The organism is Brevibacillus nitrificans, assembly GCF_003710965.1.
Classification (GTDB): domain Bacteria; phylum Bacillota; class Bacilli; order Brevibacillales; family Brevibacillaceae; genus Brevibacillus; species Brevibacillus centrosporus.
Genome location: NZ_RHHU01000005.1, coordinates 160,042 through 184,361 on the forward strand (window position 1 = coordinate 160,042; position 24,320 = coordinate 184,361).

Below are 24,320 nucleotides of genomic sequence, written 5' to 3' on the forward strand. Positions count from 1 at the left end.
TACGAGCTTCTGCTACAAAAAAGGCGCCTTCCTCCGTGAGAAAGACGCCGTCTTACCGTGTTCCTTTACTTTTCCAGTGGCAATGGAACCTGCTGCTTCTGTGATGTGCCTCGGCGGGCCGCCAGACAAGCAGCAGCAAACACCAGCAAAGAGGCTCCCATCAGCCAGAATATCGTCCACGGCTCCCACCATTCCATCAAGACACCATTCACATTGGGAGCGAGGATGCTTGCTGTGCCAAAGTTGATCGCTGCGATGATCCCTGCGGTCGGTACCATGGAAGCCGGCAAAATGTCAGCGGCAAAAGCCAGACCCAGCGAATAAAAGGACCCCACAGCCGCTCCTGCGATGGCGAGCAGCAGCATCATGAGCCATACGTTTTCGCCCGACAACGGGAACAGGAAAAAGGCAATTCCCCCGATGATGGCACAGGCGGTCATGACTCGTTTGCGACCCAGTCGATCGCTCAGCGTCCCAAGCGGCATTTGCAGCAAGATACTTCCCACGACAAAGGATGGAAGGATAATCGATACCCACTCGAGGGAAATACCCGTGCGCAATGCGTAAACCGGAAAGCTGCCGTTCAGGGATGTCTCCATAAACCCGTATAAAAAGGATGGAATCAAGGCCAGCCAGCCGATCCGCAATACGGTTGCGTATTTGTTTTCCTTCTTTTCCGTCTGGACAATCACTTCCGGATAATCGTTCTTCATCCGAGCGAGCAGGAAAAAACCGACCGCGTACAAGATGAGCAGCATGCCAAACGGCACCCACAGTCCAAGCGGCAGCAGATTCAAGCCCAGAGGTCCTGCACTGAAGCCTACCCCGTACGCCAATCCATAAGCCGAGAGATCGCGTCCACGCGTTTCCGGGGAAGATATTTTCGTAACCCACATTTGGCTGGAATAATGCAAGGCAGAGTCGCCTACCCCCATCAGAAGGCGAAGCACAAACCAAACCGCCAAGTGAGAAAAAAGCGGGATCAGCGCAGTCGCTATGGTCACCAAGACCAGACCACAAATAATCGTTGTACGATAGCCAAGCTTTCGTAGCGGAATCTCCATGAATGGCGAAATCAAAACCATCCCGATATACAGGGCAGCTGCATTGAGCCCGTTTACCAGGGAAGAGATGCCCTGTTGTTCTAGCAATACTGCCAGTAGTGGAATCGATAATCCCTGGCTCAATCCAGCGATCGCTACCACTAAAATCAACACCCAAAAGGTGTATCGCGAGGCTGACATCGGTGTTGATCTCCTCTCTATCTATATTCGCTCTCCATTCCTTATCCCTTCATTGTAACGGAAGCATGGCCCAGCTGTAGCTGGTACATTTTTTGATACAAGCCATCCTGTGCCATCAGCTCTTCATGCGTTCCCCGTTCGACGACCTCTCCTCGAGACAGCACCAGGATCTGATCCGCATGCTGGATCGTCGACAGGCGGTGCGCGATGATAAAAGTCGTACGTCCGCGCGACAGGACATGCAAGGCCTCCTGAATCGCTGACTCGGTCTCGCTGTCGATGCTCGCCGTCGCCTCATCCAGGATCAAAATAGCTGGATCGGCTGCCAATGCCCGGGCAAAGGAGATGAGCTGACGCTGACCTGCCGAGAGGGTCATGCCTCGTTCTACCACTGGCTCGTCATACCCGCCCGGAAGCTGACGGATAAACTCGTCGGCACGCACAGCCTCCGCTGCATTTCGAACGACCTCGTCTGTGATGGCCTCGTTGTACATGCGAATATTAAAGCCGATGCTGCCCGTAAATAAAAACGGGTCCTGCAGCACCAGTCCCACATGCTGTCGCAAGGCCTGCGTATCAATCTCGCTCATATCCTTGCCATCGATCAAAATCTTGCCTTTCGTGACGGCATAAAAACCGAGCAGCAGGTTCATCAACGAGCTTTTCCCCGAGCCCGTATGGCCAACCAAAGCAATCGTCTGTCCAGGCTTCGCCGTGAACGAGACATTCTTCAGCACGTATTCGCCCCCGGTGTAGGCAAACGATACTTGATCAAAGACGACCTCTCCTTTTGGTCGTTCAATGGGCTGATTGGGCGTTCCTTTTTGTGTCTCCTGCTCCGTATCGAGGATGTCGAATACACGTTTTGCCGAGATCGTAGCTTGCTGTAGCTGCGAGAGTCGGTTCATGATCATATTGATAGGCTCGAAGAATCGTCCCATGTAATCGACGAAAGCGAACAAGGCACCAAAGGAAATGGCGCTGTGAAACGAGGTCGAGCCGTAATACCAGACGATTAGTGTCAGTGTTACCTTCCAAATCAGATCGACGGCAGGTCTGAGCAGCAGCGACTCGATATTGTTTTCCTTCAGCTTCACCTTGAAATACTCTTCGTTCACTTCAGCAAACTCCTGCTGGACGCCTTTTTCCCGTCGGAACGCTTGAACAATCGCCATATTCTGGATCATCTCGTTAATCGTCGCATTCATGTCACTGAGCCTTGCACGGATAATCGCGTAATAGCGGGAGCTGTATTTGTGGTAGACCATGACAAGCACCACCAGCACAGGCACGGTCAAAAAGCTGATAAAGGCAAGCTCGGGCTGCAAAATGTAAAGCGCCACGAGAATCCCGACCAAGTAGATGCCGTTTTGTACAAAGGTAGCCAGCACGCTGACGTACAGCTCGCGAATCGCCTCGGTATCATTGCTGACACGGGAGACGAGCGAACCTACCGGCGTCTTGTCAAAAAAGGAAACCGGCAGCTTTTGCAAATGGATGAACAGCTTCATCCGCATCTGCTGAATGATGCGCTGCGCGATCGTTTGCAGCGCTAAAATCTGAACGTAGTTAAACCCGGCCGAGAGCAAAATGAGCACGCCGTAGCTTACAGACAGCCAAATAATCGGCGAAAGCTCGCTTTGATACATCGCCTTTACTTCCTCTGCTGTCAGACGAACCCCTGTCAGAGTCGTGCCCGTACCTTCTGTTCCATCGTTTGTGACGACTTCTACTCGTTCACGCCCATTATCTGCAGGGAAAGAGGCAATCTGCTTCTCCGCATTGGGGTTCACTGCCCCATGCACGAGATAATAGGTGGTTCCTTCCGCCAGAATGCTCACCGGTTTCGCCTGTGTAGCTTGCGGGCTCACACCTGCCTCTTGGAGCAAATCCTGCCGTACGTAGTACTTGCCGTCCACCGAAACCGCTACATTCGCAGCGGCCTTTGGAGGCTCTCCGTATTCATACCAAGGCTTTTGTATCGCGAGAATGTGATTGTCGATCAGCACCTTCGCCAAAAATGGGCCCGCCAGCTCTGCACTGGTGCCAAGCAAGAGCAAAAGCAGCGCACCGAAAATCTGTTTTCGAAACGGTTTCGCAAAATCAACCAGCCGTTTCCCTACCTTTTGCCCGCTCATGAACGGCTCTCCTCCCTGTCCCTAACCGGCGACATCCTGCTCCATCTGCTGACGTCTGAACTGCTCTGCATACCAGCCGTTTATTTGCATCAGCTCTTCGTGGGTACCTCTTTCGATGATTCGCCCCTCGTCCAGCACGAGAATGAGCTGAGCATGCTGAACCGCAGAGAGTCTGTGCGCCGTGATGATGGTTGTTTTACCGGCTCTCTCCTGACGCAAGTGGCGCAGGATGCTTTCTTCTGTTCGCGCATCGACTGCCGACAGGGAATCATCCAAAATCAAAATATCTGCATTCAATAGCAAAGCTCTGGCAATGGAGATTCGCTGTTTTTGCCCGCCAGATAGCGTCACTCCCTTTTCCCCGACCATCGTTTCCACGCCGTCTCTGAACTGCAACAGGTCGCTTCCCATTTCCGCTAGCTTCAGCGCATTCAGCAGCTCCTCTTGCGTAGCCCCTGGTTTGCCAAACGCCACGTTTGCCGCAATACTGCGCGAAAAGAGCAAATGCTCCTGGGGTACATAGCCGATCTTCTCCCGCAGGGCAGACAAAGACATGGACTCTATCGGTACTCCGCCGATGAACAGCGAGCCTGCTTGCATCTGATATTGATGCAGGAGCGAGCGGCAAAGCGTCGACTTCCCACTGCCTGTGCGTCCGACAATGCCGAGTGTCTCACCTTCCCAGAGCGTGAAAGTCACGTCACGCAGTGCTGGTTTATCCGTCCCTGGGTAGGAAAAGGAAAAATGGCGTGCCTCGACGGTATTGGACACTACCGAGGTAACCGGGTGCTCCTGCTCCGCGACGTCGGGCTCCTCCACGAACAGCTCCGACAGACGCTTCATGGATGCTCCCCCACGCTGCAGCACATTGATCAGCCAGCCAAAGGCAAACATCGGCCAGATCAAAAGCCCCAGGTACAAATTAAACGCCACCAAGTCCCCGAGGGAAATGGCACTGGTAATGACGAGATACGTTCCATAGCCCAACCCGATCAAAAAGCTGAAGCCAATTATGATGGCGATGGTCGGCTCGAACAAGGCGTCGATCCGCGAGACGCTCACGTTTCGTTCCAGCGTTTTTTCGCTCACACGGCGATAGGCTTCCACGTCCGCTTTCTCCTGAACAAAAGCACGCAGTACCCGTACTCCGGAAACTGCCTGCTGGACGTGGTCATTCATTTCACCAAATGCTTCCTGCGCCAGGTAAAAGCGCTCATGCAAAAGCCTGCCGTAATAAGCAGTCGACCAAGCCAAAAAAGGCATCGGAATCAAGGCTGCCAGCGTGAGCTTCCAGTCGATGGCGGTCAGCATCACAACGAGTGTCAAAAGCGTCATAAACAGCGAATCTACCAGCGTCAGCACGCCCGTACTCGCAGTCTGCTCAATATTGGGTATGTCGTTGGTGGCTACCGCCATCAGGTCACCGCTCCGCTTTCGGTTGTAAAAAGAAGGTGTCATTCGGGTCAGATGCGAGAAGAGCCTCTCCCGCAATGTCTTTTCCAAAATTAACGCCCCGCCATTCAAAAGATACCGCCACATGTAGCGCATCCCGTACAGCAAGACGCCAAGTCCCAGTAAGATGAAGACTGTTTTCGTCAGTTCAGCGCTGGTCAACGTACTGTTCCGGATGGAGTCCACCGTATTTCCGATCAATCGCGGCGGCAGGAGAACAAGAATGTCAATCAGAAACAAAAAGGCGATACCGAATGCATATCGCTTCCAATGAGTCTTGAAAAACCAAGATAATTGCCGCAGTGTCCGCACGTCTTTCACCTCTTTCGCATGCAACCTCTGCATCGATTGCCTCTACTTCCGCTACGTAAGAAAACCTCTATCGAGGCCTGTTCAAGGAGGAGCGACCGCGTTTTAGCGGAAAGTTTCCATGCGCTCCAGAATTCATAAGCATTGCGCTTATAAATTCCTACACGTAGAAAAAAGGGGGCTGCTTTTACGGCAACCCCTCTTCCTTTCTCCATCCTAATTTACTGAATTTTCCTTGTCAATCTAGCTTTTTTTCTGGGCAAGATTCTTCCATTCAGAGCGCAGCAAGCTGTAGACCGCATGATCGACGAAATGATCGTACAAATACTCGTTTCTACGCAGAACGCCCTCCAGCTGAAACCCCAGCCTTTCTGGAATGGATCTGCTTTTGTAGTTTTCGGTAGCGGCCATGATCGTGATTTTTTCCAGACCCCACGAGGTGAAAACGAGCTGATCCGTATAAGCGGCAACTGCCGTCGTCATTAAGCCGTTTCCTTGGTATTGTGCACCCAGCCAGTAGCCAAGCGTTGTCTTTTTATTGATCCAGTCGATATTATGAACACCCAACGTCCCCGCCAAGCGTCCTTTGTACCAGATGCCATAGTGTGTTCCTTGATTGTTGTTGTGCTGGTTGATCGTCATCTGGATAAACTGCGCCGTATCATCGACGCGCTTGGTATAATCCAGCCATGGCAGCCATTCCCGTAAGTAGGGACGATTGGTATCTGTCAGCCAAAACATCTCCTCAGCATCTGCCAATTCCAGTTGTCTGAGCACCGCATCCTCTGTCATACGAATTCGTCTCATACGCTTCCCCTCCTAGTCTGTCTCTTTATTCGGTCGATTCTGCCTTTTGTTCTTACGCTCGATTATGAGACAGGGCCATTCGTTTGGCAAGATTCTGCGTGTGCATATGATAAAGACTCCTATAACAACAAAAACCTGACATTCCTTTTCCCCGCTTTGAAAAGAAGTGGTCGCAATAAAAAGCGGCTATCTCAGACTTTATCGACAAGTCTACGATAGCCGCTTCTTCTTCATTTGTCTCTTATGCCTTTGGCAGTTCCTCTTGCTCCGTGCTTTGCGGCTCCGGAATTTCACTTCCATTAATAAAGACATGCGGGATGATCGCTGCTTTCAAGGAAGCAGCCACCGGGCAGTACTGCTCGGCTTCCAGCTTCACCGCCTGCCAGATCCGGGAAGGCGCTACCTCTCCCGTTACGTGAAAGGTGAGGTGAATTTCCGTAATGGCGTGCGGAACTTCCTCTCCCCGGATGCCATCCGCCACGATTTCGATCGACTCGGGTGACTGTCTCATTTTTTCCAGCAGCTTGGTCACACCGATTCCCATGCATCCGGTCAAGCCAACGAGGATCAGCTCCAACGGGCTGTTGCCCGCCCCCTCTCCTCCCAGCGCCACACTGGAATCCATCAGCAGGGGATGCCCGCTCGGTCCTGTCGCCTCAAACTGAAGCTTTCCTTTCCACTGCGTACGTACACTCATCTGTTTTTTCGCCGTTGCTGCCATGTTGATCCGCTCCCCCTCTTCTCCTATTCTTTCACGTCCCACTCCTGCACATCATAGGTGGTTCCGAAAAGACGTGGTTCTCCTTTGATAACGCGTTTATTGATCGCGACCAACGCCGGGTTGTAATAGAGCGTCAGAAGCGGAACATCCTGCTGCACGATTGTCTGAACTTGATCGTAGATTTCTTTTCTGCGTTTCTCATCCGCCTCTGCTTTTCCTTGCTCCAGCAGTTTGTCTACTTCCGGGTTGGCGTAGGCAGAAGAGTTGCTCAGGCCCTCGCTGTGGTAATAAGCAGACGAATCCGGATCAATATTCATGTACAAGCCCGATAATGCCAGGTCAAACTCATGCTTGCGCAGCTTCTGGCTGACGGTCGCGAAATCGTACTTCGTAATTTTCGCTTTGATCCCTACCGCCTTCAAATTTTCGGCGATGATCTGAGCGGACTGCTCCCGGATCTGATTGCCTGTCGGGACGACAAAGGTAAGCTCTCTATTGCTATCCCAGCCTGCCTCTTGCAGCAAGCTCTTTGCCTTTTCCGTGTCGAACGGGATCGGCTGCAGGCTTTTATTTTGGTAGGCGCTCAGGGACGGGTACAGACCATCGAAGATCTCCGCGTTGCCCTTCATCAGGTTATCCACGATCAGCTGACGGTTGATAGCATGGGCGATGGCCTGGCGTACCTTCACATTTTCAATGGTTTTTGTATTCAACATCATCGCCTGGATCCCTACCTGCGGCTCCAGCTTTGTACGAAGATTCTCATTTTTCCCCAGCAGCTCATAGTCCTGATCCGGCACATTACCGATGCCGAGTCCGTAATTCATATCGATCTCTCCGCTTTGCAGCTGGGCCACCAGGTTTGTTCCCGGCATGATCTTCACGAAAATTTTGTCCAGCTTAGGAGCGCCGCGGTAATACGCTTTGTTCGCTGCGAATTCGACGTACTGATCCTTTTCATATTTCACGAGTGTGAAGGCTCCGTTGGTTACGTTCGGGTTTTGCATAAAGGGATGCTTCACCAGCTCCTCAGGCTTCACACCCTTGAGAACGTGCTTGGGCAGTGCCTTGAACTTCATTCCAAACTGCTCCTTGATCATGTTCGGATCCGTCGGGTTTTTGGCGCGCAGCTCAAAGGTTTGCGCATCGATGATCTTCAAGCCCGATATTTCCGTCTGTCCCTCTGGCAGCTTCCCGTCTGGTCCGACTCCCTCTAGAAAAGCGATCGATGAGCCAAGCGTAGATTCGACCTTCGGGTTGGCGATCAGCGCAAGTGTATAAGCTACGTCCTCCGTTGTAACAGCAGTGCCATCGGTCCACTTGGCGTTCGGATTCAGCTTGACCGTATAGGTTTGCTTATCTGTCGTATCAAAGGACTCGGCAAGCTGCGGCAAAAATTGCAGCGGCTCGATCCGGTTGATCAAGGGTTCAAACAGCAAAGTACCCAGCTCTGCCGAAGACAAGTCCCGGGAGCTGATCAAGGGATTAAAAGAGATGGGCGGATTAAAAACACCGATGCTGACCATTTTGGTGCTGGCTTTTTCCTCCGCTGGCTTTTGATCGGTTGAAGCTGGCTTGGCTGTTTCCCCGGAAGAGGAGCATCCGCTCACCATTACTGCTACCGAAACAAGTACCGCAACTACTGGCTGTAGCAACTTTTTCATCTCTGTCTTCCCCCTGTATGTTTGCTATTTGTATCTTTATCTTTAATCAAATTAATCATATGTAATTAATCGGATTTAACCTTTGATACTACTATAATACAGATATCCGCAATGTCAATCACTTCCTTATCTATTCGCAAACCGAGCTTCGCCACTCCTTTGCAACAAAAACACCTACCTCCACGCATGGAAGTAGGTGTCTCTCTATTGAAGCTATTTTTTGCTGTTGCCGATTTCCTGCGGCTTGAAAATACCGGTTTCGGTCACGATTGCCGTAATGTATTCGGCCGGCGTCACATCAAATGCCGGATTGTACACTTTGATGTTGTCCGGAGCTACCTGTTTGCCCAAGCCGTGAGTAATTTCTTCGGCTGGACGCTCCTCGATCGGAATATCCGCACCTGTTGCGGTTTCCAGATCTACCGAGGAAAGTGGGGCTGCCACGTAAAACGGAATGCCATGCGCTTTCGCCAAAACAGCGACGCCGTAGGTCCCGATCTTGTTTGCCACGTCCCCGTTTGCCGCCACGCGGTCTGTTCCGACGATAACTGCTTCGACTTTTCCTTGTGCCATGACCATCGCCGCCATGTTGTCACAGATCAGCGTGACATCGATTCCTGCCTGCTGCAGCTCGAATGCTGTGAGACGAGCACCTTGCAGAACCGGGCGAGTCTCATCCGCGTATACTTTCAGATCCCACCCGCGCTCTTTTGCCAAATAGAACGGCGCAGTCGCCGTCCCGTATGCAGCTGTTGCCAGTGCACCAGGATTGCAGTGTGTGAGAATGCCCATGCCATCATGCAGCAAAGTCAGCAAATGCTCCCCGATGGTCCGGCATACCTCCGCATCTTCGCGCTGGATCGCCAGTGCCTCGTCGAGAACCGCCGCCTTCAGCTCGCTGATCGCCTTGTCGCCTTCTTGCTGGATCCGCGCCTTGATGCGGTCAAGTGCCCAAAACAGGTTGACCGCAGTCGGGCGAGACGTTCCCAAATATTCTGCCGTTGCCAACAAATCCTTGGCAAACGCTTCGCTCGTAGTCGCTTCGCTGCCCCGAACACCAAGGTACAGGCCATAGGCTGCAGCCATGCCGATCGCAGGCGCTCCGCGTACCTGCAGGTGGCGAATAGACGCCCATACTTCTTCTGCAGTAGTCAGTGTCAAATAAACGGTTTCTACAGGCAAGCGCGTCTGGTCGAGCAGGACGAGAGCATCATCCTCCCATTTGACTGGCGCGAGTTGTGTACTTGTTGTCATACGGTCGTTGCCTCCTGATAAAATCTTGCTGTCACGGTGCGGACGAGGTCCGTAATGTCGGTAGACTCCTCCAGATTGCTGCGTCCGAGGATCAGTGCTTCCCCGATAGCGAGTGCCAAGCGCTCTGCTTCGGCGCGAACTTGAACGTCCTCGATGCTGTTCAAGTCAGCGACACCAGCCAATCCGATCACGCGGCGCAAAATTTTGCAGCCTGCAAAGCCAGCGGTATCCTGGATCAGACGGTTCACATAGCTTTGCCACAGGCCCTCCACATGTGCGCTGCGCTCTTTTGCCTGCTTGTGCCAGAGCTGCACAAACTGGGAGACGAATTCATTCCAGACATCCTCCACCGTTGCAAGCAAGTATTCGCGATACGATTCGCGTTCTCCTTGGTCTTTTTGCAATCCGTGCTGGCCTGCGTAGTTGAGCAGCAGGTTGGCAATGACTGCACCGATGTCAAAGCCAATCGGTCCGTAGTAAGCAAACTCAGGGTCGATCGCTTTCATGCTGGTCGGTGTGATGAAGATGCTGCCTGTATGCAGGTCACCGTGCAGCAGCGCTTCTGCTCGGGTGAGGAAGTCAAATTTCAGCTTTGCGATTTCCAGCTTGAGCGGCTTGTTTTCCCAGATTGCTTCGACTTCCTTTTGAATCAAAGGATTGAAGTCGTTCGTTGGCGCATTTTCATAAGGATCAGTAAACACCAGATCTTCCGTAATTTTGCACAATTCCGGATTCAAGAATGTTCCGACGAGCGCTTTTTTATCGTACGGGTTTGCCCCCAAATCAGATGTGTAGAATAGCGTGTGCGCGAGGAATTTCCCAATCTGCTTGGCGAACAGCGGATAGCGATTGCCCTCGATCAAGCCTTTGCGCATGATGATATGGTCACCCACGTTTTCCATAACGGTCAACGCCAGCTCTTGGTCAAAGTGATACACTTCCGGTACGAGATCCGGTACGTATTTGTGCTGGAGACGAAGTGCCTCGCTCTCGATGCGCGCACGGTCTACCGTCAGTGGCCAGGACTCCCCTACCACGCGAGCGTAAGGAAGAGCTTGCTTCACGATCACGCTTTTTCCTGTCGCTTCCTCTCGAATGTCAAACACCAGATTGAGGTTGCCGTCGCCAATCTCACTGCTGACTAGCGTAGCTCCCTCGGTAAAAAGCCCTGGCAATGCTTTCACGTACTCCACTGCTTCCTGTTCTGTCAATGCACGATATGCCATGATTCCTTTCTCCCCTTTGCCGATTTTTGTCTATTTCCAGTAGGCTGGTCCAAGCGATGTCATATTAGAAAACTTGGCTTCGCCAAGCTTTGCGGTGGAGCCATAGTTGCACTTATACTGGCTAAGAATCTTATAAATTCTTACTGTACAAAAAGACCTCTTTTCCCGAAGAAAAGAGGTCGCGATCGTCACGTATAGAGAAACGTGCCCTTGTCCCCCTTATCTTCCAGACTACTTTTGTTTCTGCAGGAATTAGCACCGTGCACGTCGCCTATGCATCAGTCGTCTCGAACGTCTGAAAAGCGTCGTGTCGGTTGCCGGGTATCATCGGGCCAGTCCCTCCACCTTCTCTGGATAAGGTATCCAACGTATGCAGTTTTGAATTTAGTTTGAATCATACATTCCTCTACCTGATGCTGTCAACACCCTTTTTCCCCGCAATATGCTTTCCCTCATTTGTTTGTCCTGTAATCCTATGTGTAAACTCGGCAAAAAATAATTTGACTACCGCATCTGATCGCCTTATCATAAAGCTATCGCACACGCTGTTCTAGCGTGAACCTCATAACTCTTATCGCGAGCTGGCTGAGGGACTGGCCCTATGATGCCCGGCAACCGGCGCTATTCTATGTTTATTAGAAAGCGAAACGGTGCTAATTCCAACGGATAAGAGTCGAGATTTAGGATATTGTTTTCCTTTGCCTCGACTACGAACCCGAGAGATGAGAGGAGACGAAGACGTTCTGATAGTCGACAACCGCCTCCCTGATCGCTGGGGAGGCTCTTTTTATTTTCTCACATCACCGTTTTTAAGGAGGATTAGTCCTAGCAATGAGTGAGCACCGTATCCTCGTCACCTATTTGACACAAGCCAAAGATTTGAACCAAAAAGCAGAATCGATCGCAGTCGGTATGACTGTAGGTTCCTGGACGGAATTGCCTGCGGCCAAACAAGCCGAGCTAAAGCCATATCTGGGCGAAGCAGTAAGCGCAACTCCGCTGGAAACCTTGGAGAACGGAGAAACGCGCGGCCTGATTACCGTCAGCTATCCGACTCGCAACTTTACCAACGATATTCCCTCCTTGTTGACAGGCATTTTTGGGAAGCTCTCCATGGATGGCAAGATTAAGCTGGTCGATGTCAGCTTTCCTGAGTCGTTTTTGGGAACGTTCCCTGGTCCAAAATACGGCATTGACGGGCTGCGCAATCGCCTGGACGCCCACAACCGTCCACTATTGATGAGCATTTTCAAGTCCTGCCTGGGATTGCCTTTTGATGATCTGAAAACCCAGTTTCGCGCACAAGCATTGGGCGGCGTAGATCTGGTCAAAGATGACGAAATTTTCTTTGCGGATGAACGCGCTCCGTTCCTCGAGAGAATCAAGGCGTTTAAACAGATCGCGATCGAAACGGAAGAAGAAATCGGCAAGCCTGTGCTCTACGCGGCCAACCTGACAGGTCCGGTAAACGAGCTGAATGAAAAAGCTAAGCGCGCCATTGACGCTGGAGCCGACTGCCTCCTGTTCAATGTCCTGGCTTTTGGCTTCGACGCCTTGCACCGCCTGGCAGCTGATCCAGATGTACACGTTCCGATCATGGCGCATCCAGCTTTGGCTGGTGCTTACTATCCATCGCCGGATTACGGGATTGCGACTCCGCTCCTGCTCGGGAAGCTGATGCGGATTGCTGGAGCAGACCTGGTGCTCTTCCCATCTCCATATGGAAACGTTGCGCTGAACAAGACCGAGGCGCTGCAGCTGGCTGAAAACTTGACGGCACCTCTCGAAGGCATCCGCCGTTCGTTCCCAGTCCCATCTGCCGGTATTCATCCGGGACTCGTGCCGCAGCTGTTCGCTGACTTTGGACTCGACCAGATCGTCAATGCAGGTGGCGGAATCCACGGTCACCCAGGCGGTGCGACTGCAGGGGCAAAAGCTTTTGTTGCTGCTACCCTGGCAGTGACCGCTGGTAAAACGCTGCAGGAAGCGGCCGAGGGTTCCTCTGAGCTGGCTGTGGCCCTTACGAAGTGGGGTGGCGGACGATGAGCAAAAAGCTCGTTCTCTTCTGCGATTTTGACGGTACCATCACGGAAAAAGACAACATTGTGGCGATTGTCCGCAGGTTTGCTCCACCCGAGTGGGAAGCTTTGACCGAACAAATCCTTTCGCAAAAAATCAGCGTGCAGGAAGGGGTCGGAAAGCTGTTCCAGCTGCTCCCCTCCTCTCTGCGCGAAGAAATTATTGACTTTATCGTCAGCGAAGCATCGATTCGCCCTGGCTTTGCGGATTTCGTCCGTTTCTGCCGCGAAGAGGGAATCGAATGGCTGGTGACCAGCGGCGGCATCGACTTCTTCGTCGATCCGATCCTCGCTCCGTTTGATCTGAAGGATGTACCGATCTATTGCAACGGAAGTGATTTTTCCGGCGACAAGATCACGATCACCTGGCCGCACTCCTGTGACGATCACTGCTCCAATGGATGTGGCATGTGCAAAACGACGATCATTCGCCGCTACGATCCTGCCGACTACTACCGCGTGGTGATCGGAGATTCGATCACCGATTTGGCTGGTGCCAAGATCGCCGACTTTGTGATTGCCCGTTCGTTCCTCGCCCAGAGGGCGGAGGAGCTGAATCTGCCACACCGCACGTTTGCCACATTCCATGATGTGATTGCCATCCTACAAGATTTGAAACGTCAACAGGAGGTCAGCTAAAACATGACTGCCACATTTGAACAACGCTTGGACGCTTTTCGCCGCTTGGACGACGCCAAGCTGACATTTGCTCGCCGGGACTGGTTCCCGGGTACGAGCGGCAACCTTTCCATCAAGGTTGCCAATGAACCGCTGCAATTTGCCGTAACAGCGAGCGGCAAGGACAAAACCAAGCTCTCCCCGGAAGACTACCTGATCGTGGACAGCGATTCCCGACCAGTTGATGAGACCTCACTCAAGCCTTCCGCTGAGACATTGATCCACGCGGTAGTGTACAAGAAGTTCCCACAGGCAGGTGCCTGCTTCCACGTTCATACGGTGTGGAACAACCTGATTTCTGAGCTGTACTTTGGACAGCGTGCTTTCTCCATCCAGGGCCAGGAGCTGATCAAAGGTCTCGGCATCTGGGAGGAAAATGCGAGCATCACCGTTCCGATTGTTGAGAACTTTGCTGATATTCCGACCCTCGCTGCTGCCATCGAGAAGGTCATCACTCCTGATGTGCCCGGCGTCCTGATTCGCAACCATGGCATATACGCCTGGGGCGGCAATGACTTTGAAGCCAAACGCCATCTGGAAGCCTTTGAATTCTTGTTTGAGTACCACGCCCGCTTGCTGCAGCTGCGACAAGCAGTCGTGTCCCATACCCCCAACAATTAAGGAGGAATTAAAAATGGCACAAATTCGTTTCCACGACAACAACGATCGCATCAGCGCTCCAGAGGAAGTCATCTCCTTCCTGAATACGCAAGAAATCATCTATGAAAAATGGGCACTGGATAATCTGGATCCGAAGCACCGCGACAACTACAGCCCGACTGACGAAGAGAAACAGGAAATCCTCGATACCTTCAAGCCGCAGATCGACGCAATCAGCGAGCGCCGCGGCTACCTGACTGCTGACATCATCGTCCTGTCTGATTTGACCCCTAACCTCGACGAGCTTCTGGTCAAATTTAAAGGCGAGCACCATCATACGGACGACGAGTGCCGCTTCTGCGTAGACGGTCACGGCATCTTCGCGATCAAAGGGAATGACGGACGCTACTTCGACGTTGAGCTTTCGCCAGGTGATCTCATCTCCGTTCCGCCAAACTTCCGTCACTACTTCACCCTGATGGACGATCGCAAAATCAAGGCCATCCGCCTGTTTGTGACTCCAGCTGGCTGGGAAGCGATCTATTAATCGAAGCCGGAAAAGAAAAATCACCCCAGTGTCAATCGACCGGGGTGATTTTTTCATGCTATTTGATGTTTCCATTCCCTTTGATATCTACGTGAGGGGTAAAGTTGATTTTGGCCTGCGAAAAAGCCTCCGTCCAATCATTCTCGACTTTTTTCCACGCTTCGTATTGATAGGCGCGGGCATACAGCCCAAAGCCAAATGGGTCGATTTTCAATTGCTGACACTTCTGGAACAGCTCCTGATACTCGCGCAGAAATTCTTTTTCCAGCATCGCTTCCATCTTTTTATAGTCCTTGTCCATATCGAACGGAAACAACCTCTCTGATATGGACGTTCTCAGCTTCAAGTCCACATCAAATTGAAACTTGCCATCGACAACGCTCGTTTTGATTTTTTTGGATATCCCTTTCACGAAGAAGCTGACACGCTTTTTTATGATCTTCTCTTTTCCCATGGAATCCGGATAAGGCAGGCTAATCGAGATTTCGCCGTTTTTCCCTTGAAGGAGCATCTGCAAGAAAGAAGTCTCCCTGCCGGATATCACGGTAGCGAATTTCCCTGTCTCTGTCAGCAGTGCTGTACCCTCTACCTGAACGGTTGTTGCCTTGTCCAGCTTTGTAATCGTCGGAGTAAGCCCTTTCTCGTACATCTGCCGATGAAGCTCTTGTACGGTTGTTTTCACGGTGATGTTTCTGCGGTTGGCCGTATCTACCAGCTTCATCAAATGCAGGGCGATTCGCGGTTTCGTCTTGGATTGCATGTGAAACAGCTCTTCCAATGGGCCATCGTAGACAATCATTCGGGCATTCACGCTAAAACGCGCATCCCGATAAACAACGTCCATCAGCTGAAACCAATTCGGTGTATCTAAAAGACGTCTGCCGAGGACAAACAGCTGTACCTTTCCTGATAAAGTCACACCGGAAACCAGTTCATCAAACCGCTGTCTTGACTCTCTCAGGGAGTGGGCCTTCGCACCGAATTCCTCTGACTTTTCCTGTGCCTCCCTGCTGAAAACCGGGCTGGAGACGTAAAACAACAAATCGTTTTTCTCGCTGAGATCCAACCCAATCATCAATGCCAGAGTAGCATCCTCCAGATCAATCCGGTCCGTACAGCCAGGCAAGGATAGCAGCATGAGCAGGGCCACTCCCATGCGAAGAATCTTTCTCATGCCTTTTGCTCCTTCGGTGTTTTTCGTATGAACGTCGTAGCTGCCCACAGCAGGATCGGAAATCCAAAAGCGACCACCAGGCCCACCTTGTTCCACAGCTTAACTAGAATCTGTATATCGCTGAACGAAGGTGTATAGAGAAAAGCTGCTACCAAGATCAGCGCCAAAAAAATGTACAGATGCTTGCGGTGATCTTGCTTTCCTAGCAATTGCGTGGTGGAAAACACCGTGAAAAGCATATAAGGCATACCTGTCGTCGAAAGAATAAACAGATAGGAAGCCAGGAAAAGAATGTCGACTCTTTCCAGAAAGCGAAACTCAATAATTTTCCATAACCCAAGTGTCGGCCAAGTGAACTGAGTGATTTCATCTGGACTATAAAAGCCAAAGCAGAAGAGAGTTACCGACAGATAGACCAGCATCGACAAGGTATTTGCCGTCACGATCCCCAAAGCGGCATACTGTTTTTTTTGCAGGAACGGATATAAAAAGAAGGCAAGCTCAAAGCCGATGAAGGACAGGATCGTCGAGGGCGTCCCTTGAACAATGGGCTTCCATCCTTCCTTTAAGAAGGGCAGCAAATGAAGCCAGTGCATGTTTTTCCACATGGTCAACAGGACGATCGGCATCCATAGCGTGAGATAAAAGATCAATTCGGAGTACCGCCCAAGGACACGTACGCCGCTTTGGATCACTTGACAGGCTGGAATGATGAACAAGAGCACCACGACGTACGATGGAGTTTGGGGAAGCAGCCAAACATTGATGAGCGAGACGGCATAAGAAAAAATCGTCATGGCGGCAAGCATACAATAAAGTACGATCAAAACGACTGCTGCCTTCCCCAGCCATTTCCCGATCAGCAGCTCCAAAATCTCGATGACGGTCATCTCCGGGTACCGGCTCATCGCCTTGACCAGAATCAAGCTGACGATCACTGCCATCATCCAGCCGAGTACGATGGACATCCACCCATCTGTCCCAGCAACGAGCGCAAGATCTTTCGGCAGCGTAAGGACTCCGATTCCTACCTGGGCACCATGTATCAAAAAGATGTACTGCATAACGGTGATTTCGTTATACGCATACTTTTTCATTTACCATCCCCCTGGGGACGATTATCTCCCTGTCTCTTCATTTGGCGAGCTCTCGCGCTGAACGGCCTGTTTTTCATATTCCAGATCGGCAGCCTTACAAACAGGTCCTTCCAGTCAGAAAAACGTACGGGAGCCAGCGGACTTCCGTAGGGAACACCCAAAGACTCCAAAGAGACCAAATGTCCAATCATCGTCATCAAGCCAATTACGATCCCCACGATCCCAAACATCCCTGCCAGCCCCATCATCACAAATCGCAGCAGCCGCAGCGCCGATGCCATATCGTAGTTCGGGATGATAAACGAAGCGATCGCTGTAAACGCAACGACAATTACCATAATGTTGCTGACGATCCCTGCTTGTACAACTGCCTGACCGATTACAATACCGCCGACAATTCCGACTGTCTGGCCTATCGGTGCCGGCAGCCGCACTCCCGCTTCCCTGAGCATTTCCAGCGTCAGCTCCATCAGCATCGCCTCCAGCAATGGCGGAAAAGGGACACGCTCTCTGGACTCCCCCACAGACAAAATCAAGTCGATGGGTATAACCTCGTAGTTGAAGGAAACAAGTGCAATATAGATGGCAGGCAAGAAAGTGGCGACCAAAAAAGCCAGATACCGCAGCAGGCGAATAAAGGTTGCCACAGGCCATCTTGTGCTGTAATCGTCGACCGTTTGAAAAAAAGAGGCAAATGTGGCAGGGCCGACTAAAACACTCGGGGAACGGTCTACGACAACAACAATTCGCCCTTGCAACAAATGAGACGCAGCGGAGTCTGGTCTTTCTGTGGTTACAAGCTGTGGAAAAGGAGAAAAAGGATTGTCCTCGATCAGCTCAGCCAATTCCCCCGTATTGATGATCGCATCGATGTTGAGCAGCTTGATGCGATCCTCCATTTCTTGTAGGACATCCAGGCTGACGATGTCCTCCATGTACATGATGGATACTTTGGTTTTTCCCCGCTCTCCTACGCGTAGCTGTTTGATTTTCAGCTCTCGATTGGGGAGATAGCGCCTAATCAGCGCGATATTCTGTATGTCCGTCTCGACAAAGCCTTGGTGTGCCCCTTTTAATGACGCTTCCAACTGCGGGTCTTCCACTGCCCGCTGTGGCCAGCCATGCGACTCAACTACACAGGCCTCTGCTCGCCCTTCGATCAGCAGAACGCTACTCCCATGTAGAATCTCAGCTTCCACTGTCTCCAAATCATAGGCATTTGATATAGCACCTACAGATATAAGATCCAGCACGCTTGTATCCGCTTTTGACGGCGTACTCAGCAGGGGGCGCAGCATGTTGTTGTTAATCGAGTTCTTGTCAACGAGACCCGACAAGTAAACAAGCGCTACTCGTCCCTCTACGAAATCCGTATCAAACGTACGAATGACTAAGTCGGGGGTCAATGTAAAAATCGTTTGGAGCATGGCAATATTCTCGTCCAATTGGTCAGAGATCGGTTGGATCGGGCCCGTGATTGGACGTTTTCCCAACATAGCCAATGCCCGTTTTCTGCCCAGCCATCCTTTCAGACTCATGTATCCACGATCCTCGCGATATTTGGATTTGCTCTCGTTATCGTGGGTGTTTTTTCCCAATAATATGCATTCCGCATGTGCTTCCTTCACGGTGATCTTGCATAGTTTTCTTGACAAAGCAAATACTGTCAGGGAAATGAACAGGTACCGAGGAGACTTATGAAAAACGGTTTTTCTTTCGCACAAGTGGTCGTCATCCTCATGCTCTCTAACGGTCTTATGAATCATGTCATTGTCATCCCTATGATGCTAGATGCGGCCAAAAGAGACGCTTGGATTTCTGTCCTTCTGTCAGGAGCGCTTTATCTGCTCTGGATCGGAATCCTCTATTTTGTCTATCAAAAAACGCAGAAGGATCACCTTCTACGTTGGATAAAGGACCGATTTGGATCGGTCGTGTACGTGCCGATTGCTCTCTTGCTCTCGCTCTATTGCTTTTTGAATGCCACCGTGACGATGGAGGATACGGTAACGTGGATTAGCCTGTCATTTGCTCCGGAGACACCCATTTTTGTCCACTCCATTATTTTTGGGAGCCTCTGTCTAGTGAACGCCTTACTGGGCATTCGGTCCATTGCCATGATGTCCAGCATCCTTCTGCCGGTAGTGGTCCTTTTGGGCTTTTTCGTCATGACCACCAATTTCCAGCACAAGGATTACAGCTTCCTTTTGCCGATCATGGAAAATGGCTTCTCTCCGGTGTCACAAGGCATGCTCTACGCGGGAAGCGGCTTTGCTGAAATGATTTTATTTCTTCTTCTGCAGCACCATTTGAAGAGCAAAATTTCTTATCTGCAGATCATTCTGCTCGGAGTTACGATGATCGGACTAACACTGGGTCCTACCATTGGCGCCGTTGTGGAGTTTGGGCCCATGGAAGCTGCGAAACTGCGCTATCCCGCATACGAAGAGTGGAGACTGGCCAATATCGGACTGTATATCGAGCATTTGGATTTCCTCAGCATCTTTCAGTGGTTCAGCGGTGCGTTTATCCGAGTGTCGCTCTTTCACTACCTGATTGTCGAATTGCTTATGATCCCTCAAGGTTCACGACGCAAATGGTGGCTCTTCGGCCTATTCAGCCTCTCTACCGTTATTTCTGTGCTTCCGTTGAGTGACATCCTGTTTTATCGTCTGCTTTCTTCTTATTTTCTGCCCTCTCTATTCATGATCGCCTTGTTTCTTTCCATCGTGCTCGCTTTTCTGACAGCCCTTGCTCACAGGAGGAAACATCATGAAGAATCCTAGGTTTCAAAAGGTGAAAGGTCTCTCTCCAGCTGTTTCGGGACAAAAGGATCCCACAGATATAGACGAGCTCTCCCTTTTTGCATTCAAAGATTTGTTTGATGACTGCTACGATGTTGTCATCGAAGAAGATGTCCTTCTGCCCTCGGCACCCGATATTCGCCTGCACCTCCTTTATGCCAGCTGTCTATGCGATCTGGATAACATCAGCGAATACCTCATGCCACAACTGACAGAGCTATTTTCAACGATACCTATCCAGACAGCCGAGGATCTCGAGGAGCACCATCTGTTTTTCATGACCAAGCTCACTTCTCCTACCAATATTGACTTGATCGTCAGACAGGTCTTCTCGGGAAATTTGCTTTTGTTCTTTGAGAATCTCCAAGCTGTCTACTATATTGAGACCGGCAATGCCCCCAAACGCGAGCCTGAGGAACCGAATTCCGACGTATCCATACGCGGTCCGCGCGACGGCTTTACGGAAGAAGTCAGCACCAATCTCGCCTTGATCCGCAAGCGTTTGAAGACGTATCAGCTGAAGTATGTTCCGTATATCATCGGTACCCATACGCATACCTGTGTCGGACTTTTATATCTCAAGGATCAAATCGACCCACTGCTCTTAGAGGAAATCAAAGACAAGATCGACTCGCTGCACAGCAAAGGAATTATCAGCGGGCTTCAAGCGGAGGAACAGCTGTCAAGCACCCCTTTTACGCTTTTGCCGGAATACCAGTACACAGGCAGACCGGATTACGTATGCGCGGCCTTGCTCAAGGGCCGGTTTGCCTTGTTAATCGACGGCTCTCCCAGTGCGCTGGTCGGGCCCGTCAACTTCTCCATGCTGCTAAACGCCGCAGAGGATACGAATACCTCCGTATTTACGGTCGTATTTGTTCGCATCATTCGCATGGTGAGCGTAGTCATGGCCTTGTTCTTGCCTGGCTTCTGGGTAGCGCTCGTCACCTACCACCACGACCAGCTCCCCTATACGCTCATCGCGACGATCATCATGTCGCGCCAAGGCGTTCCTCTGCCAGCTGCTCTGGAAGTACTGCTGATGGTGCTCTTGTTTGATCTGTTTAAAGAAGCAGGGCTGCGCCTGCCGCTTGCGATCGGGCAAACACTCTCTGTTGTCGGCGGGCTCATTGTCGGTCAGGCAGCGATTTCTGCAGGACTGACTTCATCGGGAAGCCTAGTGATCGTCGCTCTCTCCGTCATGGCTACCTTTACCCTGACGAATCAGCATGTCGTTGGTACAATCAGCATCCTGAGGATCATCATTCTGCTTATTTGTTCGCTGCTCGGCATGTTTGGCTACATGATGGCTCTTCTGGGGACCGTTCTGTACTTCGTCAACAAGCGTTCCTTTGGCTTGTATTATTTGAGCCCGATCACCCCAACCTACTGGTCCGACCTGCTGCGAATGCTATTTCGTACTCCCTGGCGCAAGGTAGAAAGCCGCCCCCAAATGCTGGATGATCCTGCTCGAAACGAGGTGCAGGAATAGGCATGCTTCCCCTGCGCCTGGTCATTGTCCTATTGCTATCATCGTTTCTTATGGGCGGCTGCTGGAATGCGCGGGAAATCGAAACCATGAATTACATCAATGCGCTTGGCGTGGACTATGTAAACAATAAAGTCGTCGTCCACGCCCAAATCCTCAGCTTTACCAATATCGCCAAAATGGAGGCAGGCGGGCAGCAAACACCGGAAACAGTGGCTACCGTAAAGGGAGAGGGAGAGAATTTTTTAACAGCTATTTTTCAGCTTTACCCCTCCTCCCAGCAACGCTTGACCTGGAGTCATATGAGAGCGCTCGTGTTTACGGAGGAGGCGATCCGCCATGGTCTGGTGGATCAAGTCTTGGATGAAATGGACCGCTACTACGAGTTTCGCTACACCCTGTGGGCCTACTCTACCCACGAAGCGATGGATGAGCTCTTCCATGCCAAACCGCTTTTTCACATTTCCGTCCTCTACTCGCAATTAACCGATCCAGGGGACATTTTTGAGCAAAACTCCGTGAATCAGCCCATTAAGCTGTATCGCTTTATTTCTTATTACAAAGAAAAAAATCGGACTCTCTATCTCCCTACGCTTGCGCTGGACAGATCGCGCTGGACGCAGGGAAATAATTCGACGATCAAGCTCGTAGGCAATGGCGCTTGTATCATACAGAATCAAAAGCTGTCCGCTTGCTGGTCCCGCAAGGAGCTTCTCGCCGTACGCTGGGTCAATCCGGATACCAATCGTACCCTTATCAACGTCAAAAAGAATAACAAGCTCCTCGCCAATACGGTCCTAACCAAGCCTAAGGTGACCATCGCCCCGATCTTCCATGGCGGTGTGCCGACGTTCACCGTTCAAGTCGCCTACACTGGCTTCATTTCCCAGCTCGGCCAAACCGGACCTGTGGAAGAAATCGAGAGAGAAGTGGAAAAAACGATCGCTGCCGATATCAAAAGCCTTTTCGAGAAAGGGCTGAAGCAAAACATCGACACGCTGCAGCTCGGTCATACCCTTTACCGGAAGAATCCACAGGTATGGAAGCGGTACGCTGTTCAAGACCGCCTGCCACTCACGCCCGCGTCCCTAGAATCAGTAATCGTCAACGTCTCGATCGAAAATGGCGGTCTGGCTAAGGTCAAACAAAAGCGCAAACAAAAATAAACAAGGAAGGAGCGAGGGACTAGTCCCCCGCTCCTTTTGCGCAACTCCTACATCTGACTACAGAACGTAACCGCCCGCTTCAATAACGCGGTCCGCAATCGCTCGTTTCAGCTGTACGGTATTGACTGGCGTGCGTCGTGTCAGCTTTTTCAAAATGGACAGTCGCAGACGCAGGTCGTCTCCTTCTTCCATAGCGGCAAGTGCTTCTTTTGCCCAAGCCTCTACCCGATCAAACGCCTCCTGTACATACCCGACAGTCAGATCCAGCTTTTGCTGTTCGTTTTCCAGCCCGCCCGCTGCAATAGCCTTTTCCGTCCGTTTCACGACGCTGTCCATCGCGTACAGCTCGATCAGCATGTCTGCCGCGAATGCCAGCAGCTCCTGCTCTTTGGAGATCGCCTGCTGGTACTTCATCAGCGCAGAGCCTGCCACCATCAGGATGATCTTGCGCGTCATATCGAGCAGGTGCTTCTCGGCAGCCAATGGCGCATCCTCGATTTCCTGCGGATAATAGCTCATCAGCTCCTGCTGCAGCGTCGCCGCCGCTTGCAGCAGTGGCAGCTCGCCCTTCATCGCCTTTTTCACCAGCGTATCCGGGATCAGCAGGCGGTTGATTTCATTGGTTCCTTCGAAAATGCGGTTGATCCGGGAATCACGGTACATGTTTTCGATTTCATACTCGGACATGAAGCCGTATCCACCGTGGATTTGGACGCCCTCATCCACGCAGTAGTCCAGTACCTCCGTAGCGAACACTTTGTTGATAGAGCACTCAATCGCATAATCAGCGATCGCCTTCGCTACTTCCTGGCCTTCGTCTACCTTTTCCCCCAACCGGTTCAAAGCAGTGTCGAACATCCCTACAGTGCGGTATACGGAGCTTTCCGCCGCATAGGTTTTCAGCGCCATGTTCGCCAGCTTGTTTTTGATCAAGGTAAAGTTGGCGATCGGAGTCTTGAACTGCTTGCGATCTTTCGCGTAGCTCGTCGCGATGCTCAAAGCGTGCTTCGCCGAACCAACTGCACCGACCGCCAGCTTGTAACGTCCCACGTTCAAGATGTTAAAGGCGATGACATGACCTCTGCCTACTTCACCCAGCACGTTTTCCACCGGAACAGCTACGTCCTGCAAAATAACCGTGCGGGTCGAGGAGCTCTTGATTCCCATTTTCTTCTCTTCGGCACCAAAGGAAACACCCGGGAATGTACGCTCTACGATAAAGGCAGTAAATTTCTCCCCATCGACTTTCGCATACACGATGAACACGTCCGCGAACCCGGCATTCGTAATCCACTGCTTCTCACCATTGAGAAGGTAATGCGTGCCGTCAGCCGACAGAGTCGCCGTCGTTTTTGCCCCCAGAGCGTCCGAGCCGGAGCCTGGCTCAGTCAGGCAATACGCAGCGATGCGGGCACCAGAAGCGAGGTCTGGCAGATAGCGCCGCTTTTGATCGTCATTCCCGAAGTAAACGATCGGCAAAGAACCAATTCCTACGTGCGCCCCATAGCTGAGTGCAAATCCGCGAGCCAGCGCGAACTTCTCCGTCACCAGTGCGGTGCTCACCTTATCCAGTCCGAGCCCCTCGTATTTCTCAGGCACATCGCCTGCTAAAAGTCCCAGCTCTCCTGCTTCCTTCAACAGACGTACAGAGATATCAAAATGGTGGTTCTCCAGCTCTTCCAGATGCGGGCGCACTTCGTTGTGGATGAAATCCTCAGTCGTCTTGGCGATCATCTTTTGCTCTTCGGTATACTCTTCCGGAACAAACACATCATCTGCCGAACCTGCATCAATCAGAAAGCTTCCACCACGGATCAATTCTTTTGTATCTGCCATATGCTACCCCGCTCCTTTATGAAATGTTGAATGTTT

The 24,320-nt window shown here is 51.4% G+C and carries 19 protein-coding genes and 2 riboswitches; of the genes, 7 read left to right on the forward strand and 12 right to left on the reverse strand.

The features are described 5' to 3' along the window. Window positions 1-65 precede the first annotated feature (65 nt). The 8 genes from EDM59_RS10820 to mtnK form a co-directional block, all read right to left on the reverse strand. Entirely contained in the window at window positions 66-1,244 is a 1,179-nt protein-coding gene (locus EDM59_RS10820) for an MFS transporter (protein WP_122923610.1), read from the reverse strand. A gap of 41 nt (window positions 1,245-1,285) precedes the next feature. Then, a complete protein-coding gene (locus EDM59_RS10825) occupies window positions 1,286-3,382 on the reverse strand; it encodes an ABC transporter ATP-binding protein (RefSeq protein WP_122923611.1) in 2,097 nt (698 codons plus the stop codon). Window positions 3,383-3,403: 21 nt separating this feature from the next. Further along, window positions 3,404-5,146, reverse strand: a complete 1,743-nt coding sequence (locus EDM59_RS10830; protein ID WP_122923799.1) for an ABC transporter ATP-binding protein — start codon at window positions 5,144-5,146, stop codon at window positions 3,404-3,406. 240 nt (window positions 5,147-5,386) lie between these two features. Then, on the reverse strand, window positions 5,387-5,950 hold the full coding sequence (locus tag EDM59_RS10835; protein WP_122923612.1) for a GNAT family N-acetyltransferase: 564 nt from the start codon (window positions 5,948-5,950) through the stop codon (window positions 5,387-5,389). A 241-nt stretch (window positions 5,951-6,191) separates the two neighbouring features. Continuing rightward, window positions 6,192-6,671 (reverse strand): OsmC family protein, encoded by a 480-nt coding sequence (locus EDM59_RS10840; RefSeq protein WP_246011002.1) that lies wholly within the window; start codon window positions 6,669-6,671, stop codon window positions 6,192-6,194. 23 nt (window positions 6,672-6,694) lie between these two features. Further along, complete coding sequence (locus EDM59_RS10845) at window positions 6,695-8,335, reverse strand: ABC transporter substrate-binding protein (protein ID WP_122923613.1); 1,641 nt, start codon at window positions 8,333-8,335, stop codon at window positions 6,695-6,697. Between the two features lie 213 nt (window positions 8,336-8,548). Beyond that, window positions 8,549-9,589: an S-methyl-5-thioribose-1-phosphate isomerase gene (gene mtnA, locus EDM59_RS10850; RefSeq protein ID WP_122923614.1), complete on the reverse strand. Its 1,041-nt coding sequence runs from the start codon at window positions 9,587-9,589 to the stop codon at window positions 8,549-8,551. After that, window positions 9,586-10,815, reverse strand: a complete 1,230-nt coding sequence (gene mtnK / locus EDM59_RS10855; protein ID WP_122923615.1) for an S-methyl-5-thioribose kinase — start codon at window positions 10,813-10,815, stop codon at window positions 9,586-9,588. The genes mtnA and mtnK overlap by 4 nt, the downstream gene beginning before the upstream one ends. Before the next feature lie 216 nt (window positions 10,816-11,031). After that, window positions 11,032-11,176: riboswitch (SAM riboswitch) on the reverse strand. A 207-nt stretch (window positions 11,177-11,383) separates the two neighbouring features. Further along, a riboswitch (SAM riboswitch) is annotated at window positions 11,384-11,488 on the forward strand. Window positions 11,489-11,646: 158 nt separating this feature from the next. On the opposite strand from mtnK, the gene EDM59_RS10860 reads away from it, so the two are divergent. Genes EDM59_RS10860 through EDM59_RS10875 form a run of 4 tightly spaced genes read left to right on the forward strand, consistent with a single transcriptional unit; the run spans window position 11,647 to window position 14,718 of the window. Beyond that, complete coding sequence (locus EDM59_RS10860; RefSeq protein ID WP_122923616.1) at window positions 11,647-12,861, forward strand: 2,3-diketo-5-methylthiopentyl-1-phosphate enolase; 1,215 nt, start codon at window positions 11,647-11,649, stop codon at window positions 12,859-12,861. Next, window positions 12,858-13,532 carry a 2-hydroxy-3-keto-5-methylthiopentenyl-1-phosphate phosphatase gene (locus tag EDM59_RS10865; protein ID WP_122923617.1) on the forward strand — a complete coding sequence of 225 codons (675 nt, stop codon included), beginning with the start codon at window positions 12,858-12,860 and terminating at the stop codon, window positions 13,530-13,532. Before EDM59_RS10860 ends, EDM59_RS10865 begins: the two co-directional genes overlap by 4 nt. 3 nt (window positions 13,533-13,535) lie before the next feature. Then, window positions 13,536-14,192 carry a methylthioribulose 1-phosphate dehydratase gene (locus EDM59_RS10870; protein ID WP_122923618.1) on the forward strand — a complete coding sequence of 219 codons (657 nt, stop codon included), beginning with the start codon at window positions 13,536-13,538 and terminating at the stop codon, window positions 14,190-14,192. A 13-nt stretch (window positions 14,193-14,205) separates the two neighbouring features. Next, complete coding sequence (locus EDM59_RS10875; RefSeq protein ID WP_122923619.1) at window positions 14,206-14,718, forward strand: 1,2-dihydroxy-3-keto-5-methylthiopentene dioxygenase; 513 nt, start codon at window positions 14,206-14,208, stop codon at window positions 14,716-14,718. Window positions 14,719-14,776: 58 nt separating this feature from the next. Here the strand turns inward: EDM59_RS10875 and EDM59_RS10880 are convergent, their stop codons facing one another. From EDM59_RS10880 to EDM59_RS10890, 3 genes are read right to left on the reverse strand one after another with little or no spacing between them, the layout of a single operon-like run. Then, the gene (locus tag EDM59_RS10880) at window positions 14,777-15,892 is read right to left on the reverse strand and encodes a Ger(x)C family spore germination protein (RefSeq protein ID WP_122923620.1); all 1,116 of its coding nucleotides are present in this window, start codon (window positions 15,890-15,892) and stop codon (window positions 14,777-14,779) included. After that, the gene (locus tag EDM59_RS10885; protein WP_122923621.1) at window positions 15,889-16,989 is read right to left on the reverse strand and encodes a GerAB/ArcD/ProY family transporter; all 1,101 of its coding nucleotides are present in this window, start codon (window positions 16,987-16,989) and stop codon (window positions 15,889-15,891) included. The genes EDM59_RS10880 and EDM59_RS10885 overlap by 4 nt, the downstream gene beginning before the upstream one ends. Continuing rightward, complete coding sequence (locus EDM59_RS10890; RefSeq protein WP_425455955.1) at window positions 16,986-18,485, reverse strand: spore germination protein; 1,500 nt, start codon at window positions 18,483-18,485, stop codon at window positions 16,986-16,988. Before EDM59_RS10890 ends, EDM59_RS10885 begins: the two co-directional genes overlap by 4 nt. 201 nt (window positions 18,486-18,686) lie before the next feature. On the opposite strand from EDM59_RS10890, the gene EDM59_RS10895 reads away from it, so the two are divergent. Genes EDM59_RS10895 through EDM59_RS10905 form a run of 3 tightly spaced genes read left to right on the forward strand, consistent with a single transcriptional unit; the run spans window position 18,687 to window position 22,448 of the window. Next, the gene (locus tag EDM59_RS10895) at window positions 18,687-19,775 is read left to right on the forward strand and encodes a GerAB/ArcD/ProY family transporter (protein ID WP_122923622.1); all 1,089 of its coding nucleotides are present in this window, start codon (window positions 18,687-18,689) and stop codon (window positions 19,773-19,775) included. Further along, on the forward strand, window positions 19,762-21,285 hold the full coding sequence (locus tag EDM59_RS10900) for a spore germination protein (protein WP_122923623.1): 1,524 nt from the start codon (window positions 19,762-19,764) through the stop codon (window positions 21,283-21,285). Before EDM59_RS10895 ends, EDM59_RS10900 begins: the two co-directional genes overlap by 14 nt. Window positions 21,286-21,287: 2 nt before the next feature. Then, window positions 21,288-22,448: a Ger(x)C family spore germination protein gene (locus EDM59_RS10905; RefSeq protein ID WP_122923624.1), complete on the forward strand. Its 1,161-nt coding sequence runs from the start codon at window positions 21,288-21,290 to the stop codon at window positions 22,446-22,448. Between the two features lie 57 nt (window positions 22,449-22,505). Here EDM59_RS10905 and EDM59_RS10910 read toward each other — a convergent pair whose 3' ends face one another. Continuing rightward, the gene (locus tag EDM59_RS10910) at window positions 22,506-24,284 is read right to left on the reverse strand and encodes an acyl-CoA dehydrogenase family protein (protein WP_122923625.1); all 1,779 of its coding nucleotides are present in this window, start codon (window positions 24,282-24,284) and stop codon (window positions 22,506-22,508) included. Window positions 24,285-24,320: the final 36 nt, after the last annotated feature.